Source organism: Ensifer soli (genome assembly GCF_041928815.1).
Classification (GTDB): Bacteria; Pseudomonadota; Alphaproteobacteria; order Rhizobiales; family Rhizobiaceae; genus JBHFEI01.
The window spans coordinates 84,067-99,082 of sequence record NZ_JBHFEI010000011.1 but is presented as its reverse complement, the minus strand read 5'-3'; the positions used below and the strand labels follow the sequence as shown (position 1 = coordinate 99,082).

Here is a 15,016-nt window from a genome sequence, read left to right as displayed (position 1 = left end):
ATACAATCCCCGCATTGTGTTCCATCCTCCCCTCGACCGGCCCGAGACGGCCGGCCGCGGGGCGCTCTCCTGAGGAGAGGAGCGCGTCAGCCGCGATCGGGAGCGGATCCGGGCGTCACGCATCGGATCAATGGGGAGAGAGATGATGAACGTCAGAACGATGCTTCTGGCATCGGCCGCGCTTGCCTGCGCCGCCATGCCCGCCCTTGCCGAGACCTCGGCCAAGAAGATTGCGCTTTCCAACAACTATGCCGGCAATTCCTGGCGTCAGGCGATGCTGACGAGCTGGGAGAAGGTCACCGGCGAGGCGGTCAAGTCCGGCGTCGTCGCCGCCGCCGACCCGTTCACCACGGCGGAGAACCAGGCGACCGAGCAGGCCGCCCAGATCCAGAACATGATCCTGCAGGGCTATGACGCGATCGTCGTCAACGCCGCCTCGCCCACGGCGCTGAACGGCGCGGTCAAGGAGGCCTGCGACGCCGGCATCACCGTCGTCTCCTTCGACGGCATCGTCACGGAGCCCTGCGCCTGGCGCATCGCCGTCGACTTCAAGGAGATGGGCCGTGGCCAGGTCGAGTATCTCTCGAAGAAGATCCCCGCCGGCGGCAACCTGCTGGAAATCCGCGGCCTCGCCGGCGTCTTCGTCGACGACGAGATCTCCGCCGGCATCCATGAGGGGGTCAAGCAGTTCCCGCAGTTCAAGATCGTCGGCTCGGTGCATGGCGACTGGGCGCAGGACGTGGCGCAGAAGGCCGTCGCCGGCATCCTGCCGAGCCTGCCGGAGATCGTCGGCGTGGTGACGCAGGGCGGAGACGGCTATGGCGCGGCCGAGGCGATCAAGGCGGCCGGCCGGCCGATGCCGACGATCATCATGGGCAACCGCCAGGACGAGCTGAAATGGTGGAAGGAGCAGAAGGACGCCAACGGTTACGAGACCATGTCCGTCTCGATCGCGCCGGGTGTCTCGACGCTCGCCTTCTGGGTCGCCCAGCAGATCCTCGACGGCAAGGAGGTCAAGAAGGACCTCGTCGTGCCCTTCCTGTCGATCAGCCAGGAGACGCTCGACGACAGCCTGAAGACCACGCCCGAGGGCGGCGTCGCCAATGTCGAATATTCGCTCGAGGACGCGCAGAAGGTGATCGCCTCGGCGCAGTGACGTTCCCCGCGGTCCCGGCGGCGTTCGCCGGGACCGCGTCTCCTGCAAGCGGATCGGGGTTCATGGCGGAAAGAGCGGGAAGTGCTGTCGTCGAGGTCGCCGACGCGCGCGTGCATTTCGGCGCGGTGAAGGCGCTCGACGGGGTGACGCTGACGGTGATGCCCGGCGAATGCGTCGGCCTCGTCGGCCACAACGGCGCCGGCAAGTCGACGATCGTCAACGTCATCAATGGCGGGCTGACGCCGCATCAGGGCCGGATCGCGGCCGGCGGCGTGGCGCTCGAGCGCTACGGCATCGCCCAGGCGCGCGCGTCCGGCATCCGCTGCGTCTTCCAGGAACTGTCGCTCTGCCCCAACCTGACGGTGATCGAGAACACCCGCGTCATGCATCGAAGCCTGTCCGGCTGGGGCTGGCGCGGCCGTGCCGAGGTGATCATCCGGGCCAAGCTCGACGAGGTCTTTCCCGGCCACGGCATCGATCCGAGGCGCCCGGTCGGCGACCTCTCGATCGCCGAGCGGCAGATGGTCGAGATCGCCACCGCCTTTTCGGAGGCCGGGACGCCGGCCCGCCTCGTCATCCTCGATGAGCCGACGTCCTCGCTCGATGCCGCGCTCGCCGCCCGCCTGCTCGACTATGTCCGCGGCTTCGTCGCGAAGGGCGGCGCGGTCATCGTCATCTCCCACATCCTCGGCGAGATCCTGTCGACGGCAAGCCGCATCGTCGTGATGAAAGACGGCCGCATCGTCGCGGACCGTCCCGCCGCCGACTTCACGGAGCACAGCCTGGTCGAGGCGATGGGAAGCGTCGTCAAGGGCCGCGACGGCGCGTCGCGCGCTCCGGTTGCCGGGGAGACCGTCCTGTCCCTGCCGCCCCGGCGCGGCAGGGGCTTGAGCTTTTCCGCCGCCAGGGGCGAGATCGTCGGCCTTGCGGGTCTTGCCGGCCACGGCCAGACCGAGATGCTCGTCGACCTCTATCTCGCCCGCAGCCGCAACTGGCTGGCGAAGCGCGACCCGGAGGTCACCTTCGTCGCCGGCGACCGGACGCTGAACGGCGTCTTCCCGCTCTGGAGCATCCTCAACAACATGTCGGTCGCTTCCCTTGCCGACCGCGCCCGCTTCGGCTTCGTGCGTGGCGCCGAGGAGCGCGCGCTCGGCGCCGAGTGGAAGGCGCGGATCGCGATCCGCACCGACGACGTCGACAACCGCATCCTGTCGCTGTCGGGCGGCAACCAGCAGAAGGTGCTCTTCGCCCGCGCCTTGTCGACCCGCGCCCCGTCCGTGCTGATGGACGATCCGATGCGCGGTGTCGACATCGGCACCAAGCAGGAGGTCTACCAGATGATCCGCGCCGAAGCCGAAGGTGGCCGCACCTTCGTCTGGTACTCGACCGAGATGGACGAGGTCTGCCTCTGCGACCGCGTCTACGTCTTCTCGGAAGGCGCGATCGTGCGCGAACTGACGGGCGCCGACGTCACCGAGGCGAACGTTCTCGCCGCCTCCTTCGCGGGCGTCGCCGCATGATGCGCAGCCTCTCCTCCGATACGCTGCGCCTCCTCGTCCCGGCGCTCTCGCTCGTCGTGCTGCTCGCCGCCGTCTTCTGGCTGCAGCCGCGCGCGATGAGCTATACCGGGCTCAACCTCCTCTTCAACCTCGCCGTGCCGATCGCGCTCGCCACCATCGCGCAGATGCTGATCATGACGGTGAACGACCTCGACCTGTCGATGGGCACCTTCGTCAGCTTCGTCGCCTGCGTCGCCGCCACCTATCTGCGCGACCAGCCGCTCCTCGGCGTCGCCATCCTTGCCGCGGCGATTGCCGTCTATGCCGGGCTCGGCGTGATGATCTACCTGCGCAACCTGCCTTCCATCGTCGTCACGCTCGGCATGAGCTTCGTCTGGGGCGGGCTCGCTGTGCTGCTCCTCCCCTCACCCGGAGGCTCAGCGCCCGACTGGGCGCGCGCCCTGATGACGGCAAGGCCGCCTTTCGTGCCGATGGCGATCGTCGCCAGCCTCGTCATCGCGCTCGTCGCCCATCTCGTCATCATGCGTTCCGCCTTCGGCGTCATCCTGCGCGGCGTCGGCGGCAACCAGCGCTCGGTCGAGCGCGCCGGCTGGTCGATCGCCGGCGCGCGCGCGGCGACCTATGCGCTTGCTGCCTTCTTCGCCGTCCTCGCCGGCATCGCGCTGGTCGGGCTCACCACCTCGGCCGACGCCAACATCGCGCTGCGCTACACGCTGCTGTCGATCGCCGGCGTCATCCTCGGCGGCGGCGAGTTCACCGGCGGCCGCGTCTCGCCGATCGGCGCGGTCATCGGCGCGCTGACGCTGACGCTCGCCGGCTCCTTCCTCTCCTTCCTCCGCATCTCGCCCGACTGGCAGATCGGCGCGCAAGGGGCGATCCTGATCATCGTGCTGGCGCTGCGGCTGGCGCTGAACCGCATGGAGAAGCGGAGGCAGGGCCGATGAACGCGCTTAGGCCCCTCACCGCGAAGACCTGGATCTGGTCGTTCGCCGCCGCCCTCCTCGTCTTCCTGGTCACCGTCGCCTTCACCGGGGGCGCGAGTGCCGGCGGCGTGGCGCAGGCGGCCTTCACCTTCGCCGCCTTCTCGATCCTCGTCGGCATCGGCCAGATGTTCGTCATCACGCTCGGTCCCGGCAATATCGACCTCTGCGTGCCCGCCACGATGACGCTCGCCGGCACGGTGGCGCTGAAGGTGATGAATGTCGAGGACGGCATGGTCGCCGCCGGCCTCCTCGTCGCCGTCGCCATCGGCGTCGCGGTCGGCATCGGCAACTACGCGCTGATCAAGCTGCTCCGCATCCCGCCGATCATCGCGACGCTGTCGATGAGCTTCATCGTCCAGTCGACCGCGATCTGGACCAACCGGGGCTTGAGGATCAAGCCGCCGCCGGTGCTTGCCGACTTCACCACCTCGGCGACGCTCGGCATCCCCAACGTCGCCCTCGTCGCGCTGGTGATCTCGCTCGCCGCCTTCCTCGCGCTGAACCGCACGGTCTACGGACGGGCGATCGCCGCGATCGGCCAGAGCATGCCGGCCGCGCGCATGGCGGGGCTTCCCGTCGACGGGATCCGGCTTGCGACCTATGTGCTCTGCGCCGTGCTCGCCGCCGTCTGCGGCTACCTGCTCGCCTGCTTCTCCGGCGGCGCGGCGCTGAACATGGGCTCGGAATACCTGCTGATGTCGATCGCCGTCGTCGTCATCGGCGGCACGGCGGTCGCCGGCGGCGATTCGAACGTGCCGGGCATCTGGGGCGCCTCGCTCTTCATGTTCCTCGTCGTCTCCATGCTCAACACCTATGGCTTCGGCGCCGGCATACGGCTGATCATGACCGGCCTGATCATCATCGCCGTCATCCTCGCCGCCGGCGGCCCCCGCAACACCCGCTGAACCCGGACATCCGACCATGGCCTCGATCTTCGACATCCGCGACCCCCGTTTCCGCCACCTGATCGTCGGCAGCGCCGGCCTCGACGAGCTCTATTCCGGCTGCCGCTGGGCCGAGGGGCCGGTCTGGTTCGAGGACGCCCAGCAACTGCTCTGGAGCGACATCCCGAACGAGCGCATCCTGCGCTGGGTGCCCGGTGGCGATGTCGGCGAGGTCTCGGTCTTCCGCGATCGCTCGAATTTTTCGAACGGCCATACCCGCGACCGCGAGGGCCGGCTGATCAGCTGCGAGCACGGGACGCGTCGCGTCACGCGCACGGAGGCCGATGGCGCGATCACCGTCATGGCCGACCGGTTCGAGGGCAGGCGGCTCAATTCGCCGAACGACGTGATCGTGCGCTCGGACGGCACGATCTGGTTCACCGATCCGACCTACGGCATTCTCTCGAACTATGAAGGCTTCAAGTCGGAGCCGGAGCAACCGACCCGCAACGTCTACCGCCTCGATCCCGCGACCGGCGACCTTGCCGCCGTCGTCACCGATTTCCGCCAGCCGAACGGGCTCGCCTTCTCCCCCGACGAGACGAAGCTCTACATCGCCGACAGCGCCGCCAGCCACGACGAGACGGCGCCGCGCCACATTCGCGTCTTCGACGTCGTCGACGGGCGGCGGCTTGAAAACGGCCGCGTCTTCGCGGATGTCGACACCGGGCTTCCGGACGGCATGCGCGTCGATGTCGAGGGCAATGTCTGGACGAGCGCCGGCGACGGCGTCCACTGCTTCGCGCCGGACGGCACGCTTCTCGGCAAGATCCTCGTGCCGCAGACCGTGGCCAACCTGACCTTCGGGGGCCCGCGCCGCAACCGGCTGTTCATCGCCGCGACGCGCTCGCTCTATTCCGTCTTCCTCGCCGTCTCCGGCGTGCAGCGGCCGTGAACCCTTAAAGCGTGTCGCGATCTTTCAGATTCACTTATACGCTTCAGGTCTTTGTTTTTACGCGTGTCTTTTCGCAAAACCGCTGAACACCTTTGCGAGAGACGCTCTAAGACGGAAGCCGGCCTTGCCGCTTCAGCTGCTGTTCGCGGAAGAAGATGAAGAGGCCGGAGCCGACGATGAGGGCGGCGCCGGCGACGACCGCCGGGCGCGGCGTCTCGCCGAAGATCAGCCAGCCGAAGAAGACGGCCCAGACGAGCAGCATGTAGTTGAGCGGCGCCACGGTCGCGGCGTCGGCGAGCTTCAGCGCCCGGTTGACCAGCATGTGCGCGCTCATCGCCACCACGCCGAGCAGGCAGAGCATGCCGAGATCGGCGCCGCCGACCGGCAGCCAGGTGGAAGGCGCGAACACCGCGGCGACGAGGCCGGCGCCGGCGAGCTGCCAGAAGGCGAGCGTCGCGTCCGGCGTCGCCCGCAGCATCCGCCCGGTCACCATCATCAGGCCGAAGGCGAGGCTGCCGAGAACGGCGATCAGCGCCGGCCAGGTCAGCGCCTTCGACGTCGGTTCCAGTGCCACGACGACGCCGAGGAAGCCGACCGCGATGGCGCTCCAGCGCCGCCAGCCGACGCGCTCGCCGAGAAGCAGCGGCGAGAGCGCCGCGACATAGATCGGCGCGGCCAGCCAGTAGGTCATCACGTCGGCGAGCGAGAGATGGGCGACGGCGAGGTAGAAGCAGAAGAGTTCCGCGGTGGAGAAGACGACGCGCAGCGCCTGGACGAAGGGTTGTTCGACGGAGAAGATCTGCCGGATCCCGCCGCGCATCAGGAAGGGCAGCAGGATCAGGATCGCCGCGGCGCTGCGGATCAGCACGACCTGCGCCACCGGATAGGTCGTGACCAGCCACTTGCCCATCACGTCGTTCAGCGAGAACATCAGGATGCCGAAAAACATCACGATCAGCCCGTTGCGGGTGCTGCTGGTCTCGGCAAGCGGCGTGGCGATCTGGGCCGTCATGGGCGGTCTGCCTGAATTTTCATCCGGATGCCCGGCCTTTGGCATATTCCTGCGCAACAATCCAGCAAATTGGCGGGAACAAGGGCGGCGGCGCGGCCTTGCCCGTCGATCGCCTCTTGACGCGGCCCGTGGTCTTGCTAATTAACCCGTGGCTCACCGACATCAAGACGGCGGCGGGCTCGAACTCTGGTGCCGGGCCCCTCTGGCGAGAGTCTCACGGCGCTCTCGTGATGTCGGTACCGCCAGCAATTGCAGCCGGCGGATGGCAATCCCATGACATATCTTTCCATGCGTGACCCGCATGCCGCATCCGGCATGCCGTTTTTCCCGATCCCTTCCCGCGCCGTCGAGGTGCGGCCATGAGCGGACCCGTCACCGATACGCCCACGCTCTCCTACTTCAAGTGGGCCTTCATCGTCACCGTCGCCGGTCTCGCGCTCGGCGCCTGGCTCGGCTGGCAGACGACCGGCTCGCTCGGCGGCATGGCCACCGTCTTCTTCATCTGTGTCGTGCTGGCCGTGCTGGAGATCTCGCTCTCCTTCGACAATGCCATCGTCAACGCCAACAAGCTGAAGGACATGACGCCGGTCTGGCAGCACCGGTTCCTCACCTGGGGCATCGTCATCGCCGTCTTCGGCATGCGCATCGTCTTCCCGCTGCTGATCGTCGTCATCGCGGCGAAGATCGGGCCGATCGAGGCGATCATCCTCGCGGCGAGCCAGCCGGAGGAATATGCCCGCATCATGAACGAGGCCCATCTGCCGATCGCGGCCTTCGGCGGCGCCTTCCTGATGATGGTCGGACTGAACTTCTTCTTCGATGCCGAGAAAGACGTGCACTGGATTTCCTGGATCGAGCGCAAGATCTCCAGCGTCGCCTCGATCAAGGGCGTCGAGATCGCCTTCGTGCTCTCGGTGGTGCTGATCTTCTCCTCGATGCTGGAGGGCGACGAGGCGGTGACCTTCGTCTACTGCGCCATCTACGGCCTCCTGACCTTCCTCGTCGTCGAGGTGATCGGCGGCCTGCTCGACGCGTCGCAGAAGACCATGAGCGAGGCGGCCAAGGGCGGTCTCGGCGCCTTCATCTATCTGGAAGTGCTCGACGCCAGCTTCTCCTTCGACGGCGTCATCGGCGCCTTCGCCCTGACGCAGAATCTCTTCGTCATCGCCATCGGTCTCGGCATCGGCGCCATGTATGTGCGGTCCATGACCATCATGCTGGTCGAGAAGGGCACGCTCGCCGAATACCGCTATCTGGAGCACGGCGCCTTCTACGCCATCCTGATCCTCTCGGTTATCATGTTCGTCCAGACCATGGTGCACATCCCGGAGGTCATCACCGGGCTTGGCGGCGCGGCGCTGATCGGCATCTCCTTCTGGTCGTCGGTGCGCTACAACCGGCGCGAACAGGCCGAGCACAAGGCCTTTGCCGACCAGCAGTCGAAGGACGCGCTGAACTACTGAGGCGCCGAACCGCTTAAGCCATGAAAAAACCCGTCGCGGGCGATCCGCGACGGGTTTTCCGTGTCGGGCGCCCGAGATCAGCGGCGGGCGGCGCCGGGGAAGCTCTCGGGGTCGATGCCGAGCGTGCGCAGGTCGCTGGCGCGCGGCCGGCGGTTGCCCTCGACGGCGGCGGCGGCGGCCGAGGCGGCGCCGAACACAGCGACGGCGCGGGCAAGGAAACTGGTCTTCGGGGCGGTCATCGTTCTCATCTCCGTTGTCATGATCCGGAGATAGGATTGCCCCCCTCCCGCAACAATCGCCGCGACGGCAGGGCTGCCATGCAGTCCGCGCCGTGCTCGCCTGCTCGTTCGGCCCCGGACGGGCCGCGGGGCCCCTCTACCACGGCGAAGGCGACGGCACCGGTTCGCAGAGGAAGGAATTCGCGGGCGTCCCTCGGGTCCGCAGCCGTCGCGCCGGCGGCGGGCGCGATTTTCGCTCTTGAATTTCAACGCCGTGCTTGCCAAGTCAGGCGCGGTTTTTTCTGCATGCCAAGGACACCCGCAATGAACGACGAGACGAAGACGGCGGACGTCTCCGCCAGCCCTGCCCCCGAGCATCACGTATTCGAGGCCGATGTTGCCCGCCTGCTGCACATGATGGTGCATTCGGTCTATTCCGACAAGGACGTCTTCCTGCGCGAGCTGATCTCCAACGCGGCCGATGCCTGCGAGAAGCTGCGCTACGAGGCGATCGGCACGCCGGGTCTCCTCGGCGACGACGCGGCCGCGCGCATCACCATCACGCTCGACGAGGCGGAAGCCCGCCTGACGATCGAGGACAACGGCATCGGCATGGACCGCGCCGAGCTCGCCGAGGCGCTCGGCACCATCGCCCGCTCCGGCACCCGCGCCTTCATGGAACGGATCGAGGCGGCGGAAAAGAGCGAGGGCACGCAGCTGATCGGCCAGTTCGGCGTCGGCTTCTATTCCGCCTTCATGGTCGCCGACCGCGTCGACGTCGTCTCGCGCAAGGCGGGAACCGATGCGGCCTTTTCCTGGTCGTCCGACGGCAAGGGCAGCTATGCGATCGCGCCCGCCGACCTCGCCGACGCGCCGGTGCGCGGCACCCGCGTCGTACTGCACCTCAAGGACGAGGCGAAGAGCTACACGTCGAAATGGACGGTCGAGCGCATCGTCAAGGCCCAGTCCGGCCACATCCCCGTGCCGATCGCGCTGATCGAGAAGCCCGGCGCGGAAGCCAACGAGATCGCCGACGGCACCGCCCTCTGGACGAAGCCGAAGAGCGAGATCGGCGAGGAGGCCTACGCCGAATTCTACCGCAACGTCTCCGGCCAGTATGACGACCCGGCGCTGACCGTGCATTTCCGCGCGGAAGGGCGGCACGAATACACAGCACTCGCTTTCGTGCCCGGCAGCCAGCCCTTCGACCTCTTCGATCCCGACCGCAAGGGGCGGATGAAGCTCTATGTCCGCCGCGTCTTCATCACCGACGATGCCGGCCTGCTGCCTCGTTATCTCCGCTTCGTCCGCGGCCTCGTCGACACGGCCGACCTGCCGCTCAACGTCTCGCGCGAGATGATCCAGGAAAGCCCGGTGCTAAGCGCGATGCGCAAGGGCCTGACGAGCCGCGTGCTGACCGCGCTCGAAAAACTTGCCGAGAGCGACGCGGAAAAATTCCGCACGATCTGGGAAACCTTCGGTGCCGTCCTCAAGGAGGGCATCTACGAGGATTTCGAGCGCCGACAGCAGCTTCTCGGCCTGTCGCGTTTCCGCACCACCGCGTCGGGCGACGGCTGGCGCTCGCTCGCCGACTACGTCAAGGACATGAAGGAGGGCCAGACGGCGATCTACTACCTCGCCGGCGACGACCTCAACCGACTGAAGGCCTCGCCGCAGCTCGAAGGGTTTCGCGCGCGCGGTGTCGAGGTGCTGCTGCTTGCCGATCAGGTCGACAGTTTCTGGGTGACGATGGCCGGCGATTTCGACGGCAAGCCGCTGAAGTCGGTGAGCCAGGGCGCGGCCGACCTCGCCGGCATCGCCAAGACGGGCGAGGATGCCTCCTCGCAAAGCGTGACGACGCCGACGGTGGAAAGCTTCATCGGTTTCGCAAAGACGGTGCTCGGCGACAGCGTCTCGGACGTGCGCGCCTCCGACCGGCTGACGGAAAGCGCCGTCTGCCTCGTCGCGCCGGAGGGCGGGCCGGACCGGGCGCTGGAGAAGCTTCTGCAGGGCGCCGGCCGGATCGACGGCGCGGCAAAGCCGGTGCTGGAAATCAATCCCGATCACGCGCTGATCGGCGCCATCGCGGAAAAGGGCAAGGCGGATACGGCCTTCGGCGAGGACGCCGTGCGCCTCCTCTTCGACCAGGCCCACATCCTCGACGGCGGCAAGCCGGACGACCCGCGCGCCTTCGCCGAGCGCCTGTCGCGCGTCTTCGAGCGCGCGCTCGGCGCGTAAGCCGCGAAACGAAAGGCCGCTCCCGTCATCGGGGAGCGGCCTTTCGGGTCGGGGATCAGGCGTCGAGCTTGCCGGCGATCAGGCTGCGCAGGCCGACGAGGTCCTTGGCGAAGCCGCGAATGCCCTCGGAGAGCTTCTCGGTGGCCATCGCATCCTCGTTCATCATCCAGCGGAAGGTCTTCTCGTCGATGGTGACGGGCTCGTCCTTCTCGTGCACGTCGGGCGAGAGCCTGCGCGTGAGCTGGCCCTGGTCGTTCGCAAGCTCTTCAAGCAGGTTCGGCGCGATCGTCAGTCGGTCGCAGCCCGCCAGCGCCTCGATCTCGCCGACGGAGCGGAAGGAGGCGCCCATGACGATCGTCTTGATGCCGTTCGCCTTATAGTAATTGTAGATCGAGCGCACCGAGACCACGCCCGGATCTTCCTCGGGCGTGTAGTCCTTGCCGGTCGACTTCTTGTACCAGTCGAGGATGCGGCCGACGAAGGGCGAGATCAGGAAGACGCCGACATCGGCGCAGGCGATCGCCTGGGCCTTGCTGAAGAGCAGCGTCAGGTTGCAGTCGATGCCGTCCTTCTGCAGCACTTCCGCGGCGCGGATGCCTTCCCAGGTCGAGGCGAGCTTGATCAGGATGCGCTCGCGGCCGATCCCCTGCGCCTCGTAGGCGGCGATGATGGCGCGGCCCTTCTCGATCGAGCGCTCCGTGTCGAAGGAGAGGTCGGCGTCGACTTCGGTCGACACGCGCCCCGGGACCAGTTCGGCGAGTGCGGCGCCGACGGCGATCGCCAGCCGGTCGGCCGTCGCCTGGACCACCGCCTCGCGCGTGCCGCTCGCCGATTTCGCCCAGGTGATGGCGTCGGAGACGGCGCCCTCGAACTGCGGCATGCCGAGCGCCTTGAAGACGATCGTCGGGTTCGTCGTGCAGTCGACCGGCTTCAGCTTGCGCACGGCCTCGATATCGCCGGTGTCCGCGACCACCGTGGTGATGTCGCGCAGTTGGTCGAGCTTCGATGGCATTGGTCTATCCTTGTTGTTTCCGGGGCAGGCTGGCGCTGCCGTTGACGAAAGGCATTCGGGCGAGCCCTTGCGGGCCCGGATCCGTCGCCATGCTCCTAGAGCATTTCCGGTGATCACGGGATCACCGGAAATGCTCTGAATCCTTCTTTTTGTCGCATTCTCCGACGCCGACGCGATCAGGCTTCGGCGGGAAATGCTCTAGCGCAAATTCTTGCGCTTCGGTATGGTTTCGGCGCCTCCGGCCGGTGGCGGCCCGCCGGCAGCGCTAAGGCAAGCCGTTTCTCGCATCGATCGGGCTAAATCGATTGGATAGAGGCAATCGCCGCCTCCGTCGATCCTCTTTTTCGGGCGTGTCCCGATAAGAGGTCGTGTCCGAGGCCGCGCGCGTCAAGGCATGTTGTCGCGATCGGCGCTCCATCGCGCGCTTTCTGCCGCAGAACCGGCGCAATGGCGGGGCAAGAGCAAGGCGCAGGCGGGCGGCGCGATGCTTTACACCGATCTTTAACGAATGATAACCAAGTTCGGGCAATCTTGCCGGTGCAGAACAGGCCCGAGGCGACGTTCGGGCGACGCGGCAGGCGGACAATTCAGGGGCGCGGGACGATGACGGGACGGAATGCGACGGGACGGGCGGCCGGGATCGGGAGCGCCATCGCGGCCGTCTCGGCGAGGGTGCGGCGCTTCGCCCTGACCGCCGGCCTCGTCTCGGCCATGGCGCTGATCTCCGGCTGCATGTCGATGAACCTCGAGGATCTCGACGGCGCCGCCCCGGAAATCCCGGCCAAGCTCGTGCGCGAGATGAAGGCGCGCGGCATGCGGCCGGAAAGCCCGGTGCTGGTGCGCATCTTCAAGAAGGAGAGCGAGCTCGAGGTCTGGAAGCAGGATGCGAGCGGCCGCTACGCGCTGCTGAAGACCTATCCGATGTGCCGCTGGTCCGGCAAGCTCGGGCCGAAGATGAAGGCTGGCGACCGGCAGGCGCCGGAGGGCTTCTACCATGTCTCCGCCGGCATGCTGAACCCGAAGTCGCAGTTCTACCTCTCCTTCAACCTCGGCTATCCGAACCGGCTCGAATCGGCGCTCGGCTATACCGGCGAGGCGCTGATGGTGCACGGCGCCTGCTCGTCGTCGGGCTGCTACGCCATGACCGACCAGGGCATTTCCGAGATCTATGCCGTCGTCAACACGGCGCTGAAGGGCGGGCAGGCGCAGTTCCAGGTGCAGGCCTTCCCCTTCCGCATGACGCCGAAGAACATGGCGGAAAACCGCGCCGACCCGAATTACGGCTTCTGGCGCGATCTCAAGGTCGGCTATGACAGTTTCGAGCTGAACCGCCGCCAGCCGAAGGTCTCGGTCTGCGGCCGGCGCTACGTCTTCGACCAGCTTTTCGCCGGCGGCGAGCCGACCGATCCGCTGGCCGCCTGCCCGCCGGCGCTCGGCGGCCCGGATCCGCGCATCGCCGCCAAGCAGGCGGCGGACGAGGAGAAGGTCGCCGACCTGCTCTCGGACGGGGCGCCCGCGACGCTGCACGCCTATTCCGACGGCGGCATGCATCGCAGCTTCCGCCTGCTCCTCGAACAGAAGGGCGCCGACAGGCTCGCCTCCTCGGTGTCGAAGCGGAAATATCCGGTCAGCCGCCCGGATGCGGCGCTCGCCGACCCCTATCGCTGACCGCGCGCCCCGCCTCGATGCCCGGCCGCATCCCGACCTACGCCTTCCATCTCCATGCGTGGAAGCGGCCGGTCTGGCGCCGTTTCTTTCCCGACCGGCGCTTCATTCCCGTTCCCTTCCATCTCGGCGGGGATGCGTTCCTGCGTGACTGGGCGCCGCGGATCGCCGTGGACCGGGACGCCGAGATCATGGTCTGGAGCCTGAACGCGCCGGACGCCGTGTTCCGCTTCGCCGCCGAGCGCGGCGTCCGCGTCACCTGCGTCGAGGACGGTTTCCTGCGCTCGGTCGCCGGCCATGCCGGCCGCACACCGCCCCTTTCCCTGACGCTTGACGGCCGCACCCCCTATTTCGACGGGCGCCGCGCCTCGGATCTGGAAGTCCTGCTGTCGACCCATGATTTCGACGCCGACCCGGCGCTTCTGTCCCGCGCCCGCGACGGCATCGCCCGCATCGTCGGCGGCGGCATCAGCAAATATGCCGGCGCCGCGCCGGTCGATGCCGCCGCCGTCTACGGGGCCAAGACGCGCCGCCGCATCCTCGTCATCGGCCAGGTCGAGGACGACGCCTCGATCCGCTACGGCTGCATCCCGCCGATGACCAACAACGACCTCGTGCGGCTGGCGGCGGCCGAGAACCCGGAGGCCGAGATCCTCTACAAGCCGCATCCGGACGTGCTGAACCGCGTGCGGCCCGCCCTCTCCGACCCGGACGAGGTGCGCGGCATCGCCCGCGTGCTCGACATGCCGCTGCCGCTCGCCGCCGCCTTCGCCACGATCGACCACGTCTACACGATCACGTCGCTGTCGGGGTTCGAGGCGCTGATGCGCGGATTGCCGGTCACCGTCGCCGGCCGGCCCTTCTATGCCGGCTGGGGTCTGACCGACGACCGGCAGCCGAGCGAGCGGCGCGGCCGGCGGCTGACGATCGAGGCGCTCTTTGCCGGGGCCTATCTCCTCTATCCGCGCTATTTCGATCCCGACACGCTTCGGCCGCTGACCTTCGAGGGCGCGCTCGACTGGATCGACGCGGCGCGCGCGCGTTCCACGACGCCGTCGCCCTTCGCCGCCCGGCCGGGCTGGCGGGCCTTCGGCCCCTATGGTCTTCTCGGCTGGCGCCACCTGCTGCCGGCCGTCGTCTCCCCGGTCATCGCCCGCCTCGGCACAGCCGAGGACGTCGCCTATTACCGCGCCTATCCGATCGATTTCTTCCGCGAGGTGCCGGATCGCAGGCAGCGGCGCCTCGGCCGGCTGCTCTATCCCTTCGATCCGCCCTCCGAAACGTGAAACGCCGCCCGCAAGCAAGACTCGGGGCGGCGTTCGGGCGAGGTCCGGCGCTTCCCGTCCGCGGTGCTTCAGGCCGGGACGGGATCAGCGCCTCGCGAGGCGCCCGAGAGGAGGATCAACGGGCGTCGCGGTCTCGGGATCGAGGGAGGGCGGGCCGCCCCTTACTTGCAGGCGTCGAGCTTGTTGATCGCGTCGACATTGCCGGCGGAGGCGCCGTTCGGGTCGAATTCCGACTCCAGCCACTTGTCGACGATCGCCTTGGCGAGTTCCGGCCCGATGACGCGGGCGCCCATGGTGATGATCTGGGCGTTGTTCGACTTGGCGGCGCGCTCGGCCGAATAGGTGTCGTGCGTCAGCGCGGCGCGGATGCCGGGCACCTTGTTGGCGGAGATGCAGACGCCGATGCCGGTGCCGCAGATCAGGATGCCGCGTTCGTTCTCGCCCTTGACGATGGTGTCGGCGAGGCCCTTCGACAGGTCGGCGTAGAAGCCGGACTGGCTGAGGTTGGAGACCTCGAGGTCCTTCTTGGTGGCGAGGTGGGCTTCGATGATGTCGAGCAGCGGCTTGCCGGCGCTGTCGGCGCCAATCGCGATCTTCATGGGGTGTTTCCTTTCGTTATGGTCG

The 15,016-nt window shown here is 67.7% G+C and carries 13 protein-coding genes; 9 read left to right on the top strand and 4 right to left on the bottom strand.

The genetic code is table 11. The features are described 5' to 3' along the window. Positions 1–145: 145 nt before the first annotated feature. From ACEVQ6_RS17160 to ACEVQ6_RS17140, 5 genes are all read left to right on the top strand, one after another. Positions 146–1,156, top strand: a complete 1,011-nt coding sequence (locus tag ACEVQ6_RS17160) for an ABC transporter substrate-binding protein (RefSeq protein WP_374890254.1) — start codon at positions 146–148, stop codon at positions 1,154–1,156. A gap of 62 nt (positions 1,157–1,218) precedes the next feature. Next, on the top strand, positions 1,219–2,676 hold the full coding sequence (locus tag ACEVQ6_RS17155) for a sugar ABC transporter ATP-binding protein (RefSeq protein WP_374890252.1): 1,458 nt from the start codon (positions 1,219–1,221) through the stop codon (positions 2,674–2,676). Then, positions 2,673–3,620 (top strand): ABC transporter permease, encoded by a 948-nt coding sequence (locus ACEVQ6_RS17150; protein WP_374890251.1) that lies wholly within the window; start codon positions 2,673–2,675, stop codon positions 3,618–3,620. The genes ACEVQ6_RS17155 and ACEVQ6_RS17150 overlap by 4 nt, the downstream gene beginning before the upstream one ends. Continuing rightward, positions 3,617–4,564 carry an ABC transporter permease gene (locus tag ACEVQ6_RS17145; RefSeq protein ID WP_374890250.1) on the top strand — a complete coding sequence of 316 codons (948 nt, stop codon included), beginning with the start codon at positions 3,617–3,619 and terminating at the stop codon, positions 4,562–4,564. Before ACEVQ6_RS17150 ends, ACEVQ6_RS17145 begins: the two co-directional genes overlap by 4 nt. A gap of 16 nt (positions 4,565–4,580) precedes the next feature. After that, positions 4,581–5,498 (top strand): SMP-30/gluconolactonase/LRE family protein, encoded by a 918-nt coding sequence (locus ACEVQ6_RS17140; protein ID WP_374890249.1) that lies wholly within the window; start codon positions 4,581–4,583, stop codon positions 5,496–5,498. 106 nt (positions 5,499–5,604) lie between these two features. On the opposite strand, the gene ACEVQ6_RS17135 is transcribed toward ACEVQ6_RS17140, so the two are convergent. After that, complete coding sequence (locus ACEVQ6_RS17135; RefSeq protein ID WP_374890248.1) at positions 5,605–6,510, bottom strand: DMT family transporter; 906 nt, start codon at positions 6,508–6,510, stop codon at positions 5,605–5,607. Positions 6,511–6,869: 359 nt separating this feature from the next. Between ACEVQ6_RS17135 and ACEVQ6_RS17130 the strand changes: the two genes are divergently transcribed. Continuing rightward, the gene (locus ACEVQ6_RS17130; protein ID WP_374890247.1) at positions 6,870–7,973 is read left to right on the top strand and encodes a DUF475 domain-containing protein; all 1,104 of its coding nucleotides are present in this window, start codon (positions 6,870–6,872) and stop codon (positions 7,971–7,973) included. A 77-nt stretch (positions 7,974–8,050) separates the two neighbouring features. Here the strand turns inward: ACEVQ6_RS17130 and ACEVQ6_RS17125 are convergent, their stop codons facing one another. Beyond that, positions 8,051–8,212, bottom strand: coding sequence for a hypothetical protein (locus ACEVQ6_RS17125; RefSeq protein WP_374890246.1), 162 nt, complete (start codon positions 8,210–8,212; stop codon positions 8,051–8,053). 303 nt (positions 8,213–8,515) lie between these two features. Here ACEVQ6_RS17125 and htpG point away from each other — a divergent pair, with 303 nt between their 5' ends. Next, the gene (htpG, locus tag ACEVQ6_RS17120; protein ID WP_374890245.1) at positions 8,516–10,429 is read left to right on the top strand and encodes a molecular chaperone HtpG; all 1,914 of its coding nucleotides are present in this window, start codon (positions 8,516–8,518) and stop codon (positions 10,427–10,429) included. 55 nt (positions 10,430–10,484) lie between these two features. On the opposite strand, the gene tal is transcribed toward htpG, so the two are convergent. Next, positions 10,485–11,441 (bottom strand): transaldolase, encoded by a 957-nt coding sequence (gene tal, locus ACEVQ6_RS17115; RefSeq protein ID WP_374890244.1) that lies wholly within the window; start codon positions 11,439–11,441, stop codon positions 10,485–10,487. Between the two features lie 603 nt (positions 11,442–12,044). Here tal and ACEVQ6_RS17110 point away from each other — a divergent pair. Together ACEVQ6_RS17110 and ACEVQ6_RS17105 are read left to right on the top strand one after the other, a co-directional pair. Continuing rightward, positions 12,045–13,109, top strand: coding sequence for a hypothetical protein (locus ACEVQ6_RS17110; RefSeq protein WP_374890243.1), 1,065 nt, complete (start codon positions 12,045–12,047; stop codon positions 13,107–13,109). Positions 13,110–13,126: 17 nt separating this feature from the next. Beyond that, the gene (locus ACEVQ6_RS17105) at positions 13,127–14,392 is read left to right on the top strand and encodes a capsular polysaccharide export protein, LipB/KpsS family (protein ID WP_374890242.1); all 1,266 of its coding nucleotides are present in this window, start codon (positions 13,127–13,129) and stop codon (positions 14,390–14,392) included. Between the two features lie 161 nt (positions 14,393–14,553). Here the strand turns inward: ACEVQ6_RS17105 and derI are convergent, their stop codons facing one another. Continuing rightward, positions 14,554–14,991, bottom strand: coding sequence for a D-erythrulose-4-phosphate isomerase (gene derI / locus ACEVQ6_RS17100; protein ID WP_374890241.1), 438 nt, complete (start codon positions 14,989–14,991; stop codon positions 14,554–14,556). Between the last annotated feature and the right edge of the window lie 25 nt (positions 14,992–15,016).

Excerpts from the sequence above, each read along its gene's own strand:
- ACEVQ6_RS17160 (WP_374890254.1), top strand. The coding sequence starts at position 146 with ATGAACGTCAGAACGATGCTTCTGGCATCGGCCGCGCTTGCCTGCGCC.
- ACEVQ6_RS17155 (WP_374890252.1), top strand. The coding sequence starts at position 1,219 with ATGGCGGAAAGAGCGGGAAGTGCTGTCGTCGAGGTCGCCGACGCGCGC.
- ACEVQ6_RS17150 (WP_374890251.1), top strand. The coding sequence starts at position 2,673 with ATGATGCGCAGCCTCTCCTCCGATACGCTGCGCCTCCTCGTCCCGGCG.
- ACEVQ6_RS17145 (WP_374890250.1), top strand. The coding sequence starts at position 3,617 with ATGAACGCGCTTAGGCCCCTCACCGCGAAGACCTGGATCTGGTCGTTC.
- ACEVQ6_RS17140 (WP_374890249.1), top strand. The coding sequence starts at position 4,581 with ATGGCCTCGATCTTCGACATCCGCGACCCCCGTTTCCGCCACCTGATC.
- ACEVQ6_RS17135 (WP_374890248.1), bottom strand. The coding sequence starts at position 6,510 with ATGACGGCCCAGATCGCCACGCCGCTTGCCGAGACCAGCAGCACCCGC.
- ACEVQ6_RS17130 (WP_374890247.1), top strand. The coding sequence starts at position 6,870 with ATGAGCGGACCCGTCACCGATACGCCCACGCTCTCCTACTTCAAGTGG.
- ACEVQ6_RS17125 (WP_374890246.1), bottom strand. The coding sequence starts at position 8,212 with ATGACCGCCCCGAAGACCAGTTTCCTTGCCCGCGCCGTCGCTGTGTTC.
- htpG (WP_374890245.1), top strand. The coding sequence starts at position 8,516 with ATGAACGACGAGACGAAGACGGCGGACGTCTCCGCCAGCCCTGCCCCC.
- tal (WP_374890244.1), bottom strand. The coding sequence starts at position 11,441 with ATGCCATCGAAGCTCGACCAACTGCGCGACATCACCACGGTGGTCGCG.
- ACEVQ6_RS17110 (WP_374890243.1), top strand. The coding sequence starts at position 12,045 with ATGACGGGACGGAATGCGACGGGACGGGCGGCCGGGATCGGGAGCGCC.
- ACEVQ6_RS17105 (WP_374890242.1), top strand. The coding sequence starts at position 13,127 with ATGCCCGGCCGCATCCCGACCTACGCCTTCCATCTCCATGCGTGGAAG.
- derI (WP_374890241.1), bottom strand. The coding sequence starts at position 14,991 with ATGAAGATCGCGATTGGCGCCGACAGCGCCGGCAAGCCGCTGCTCGAC.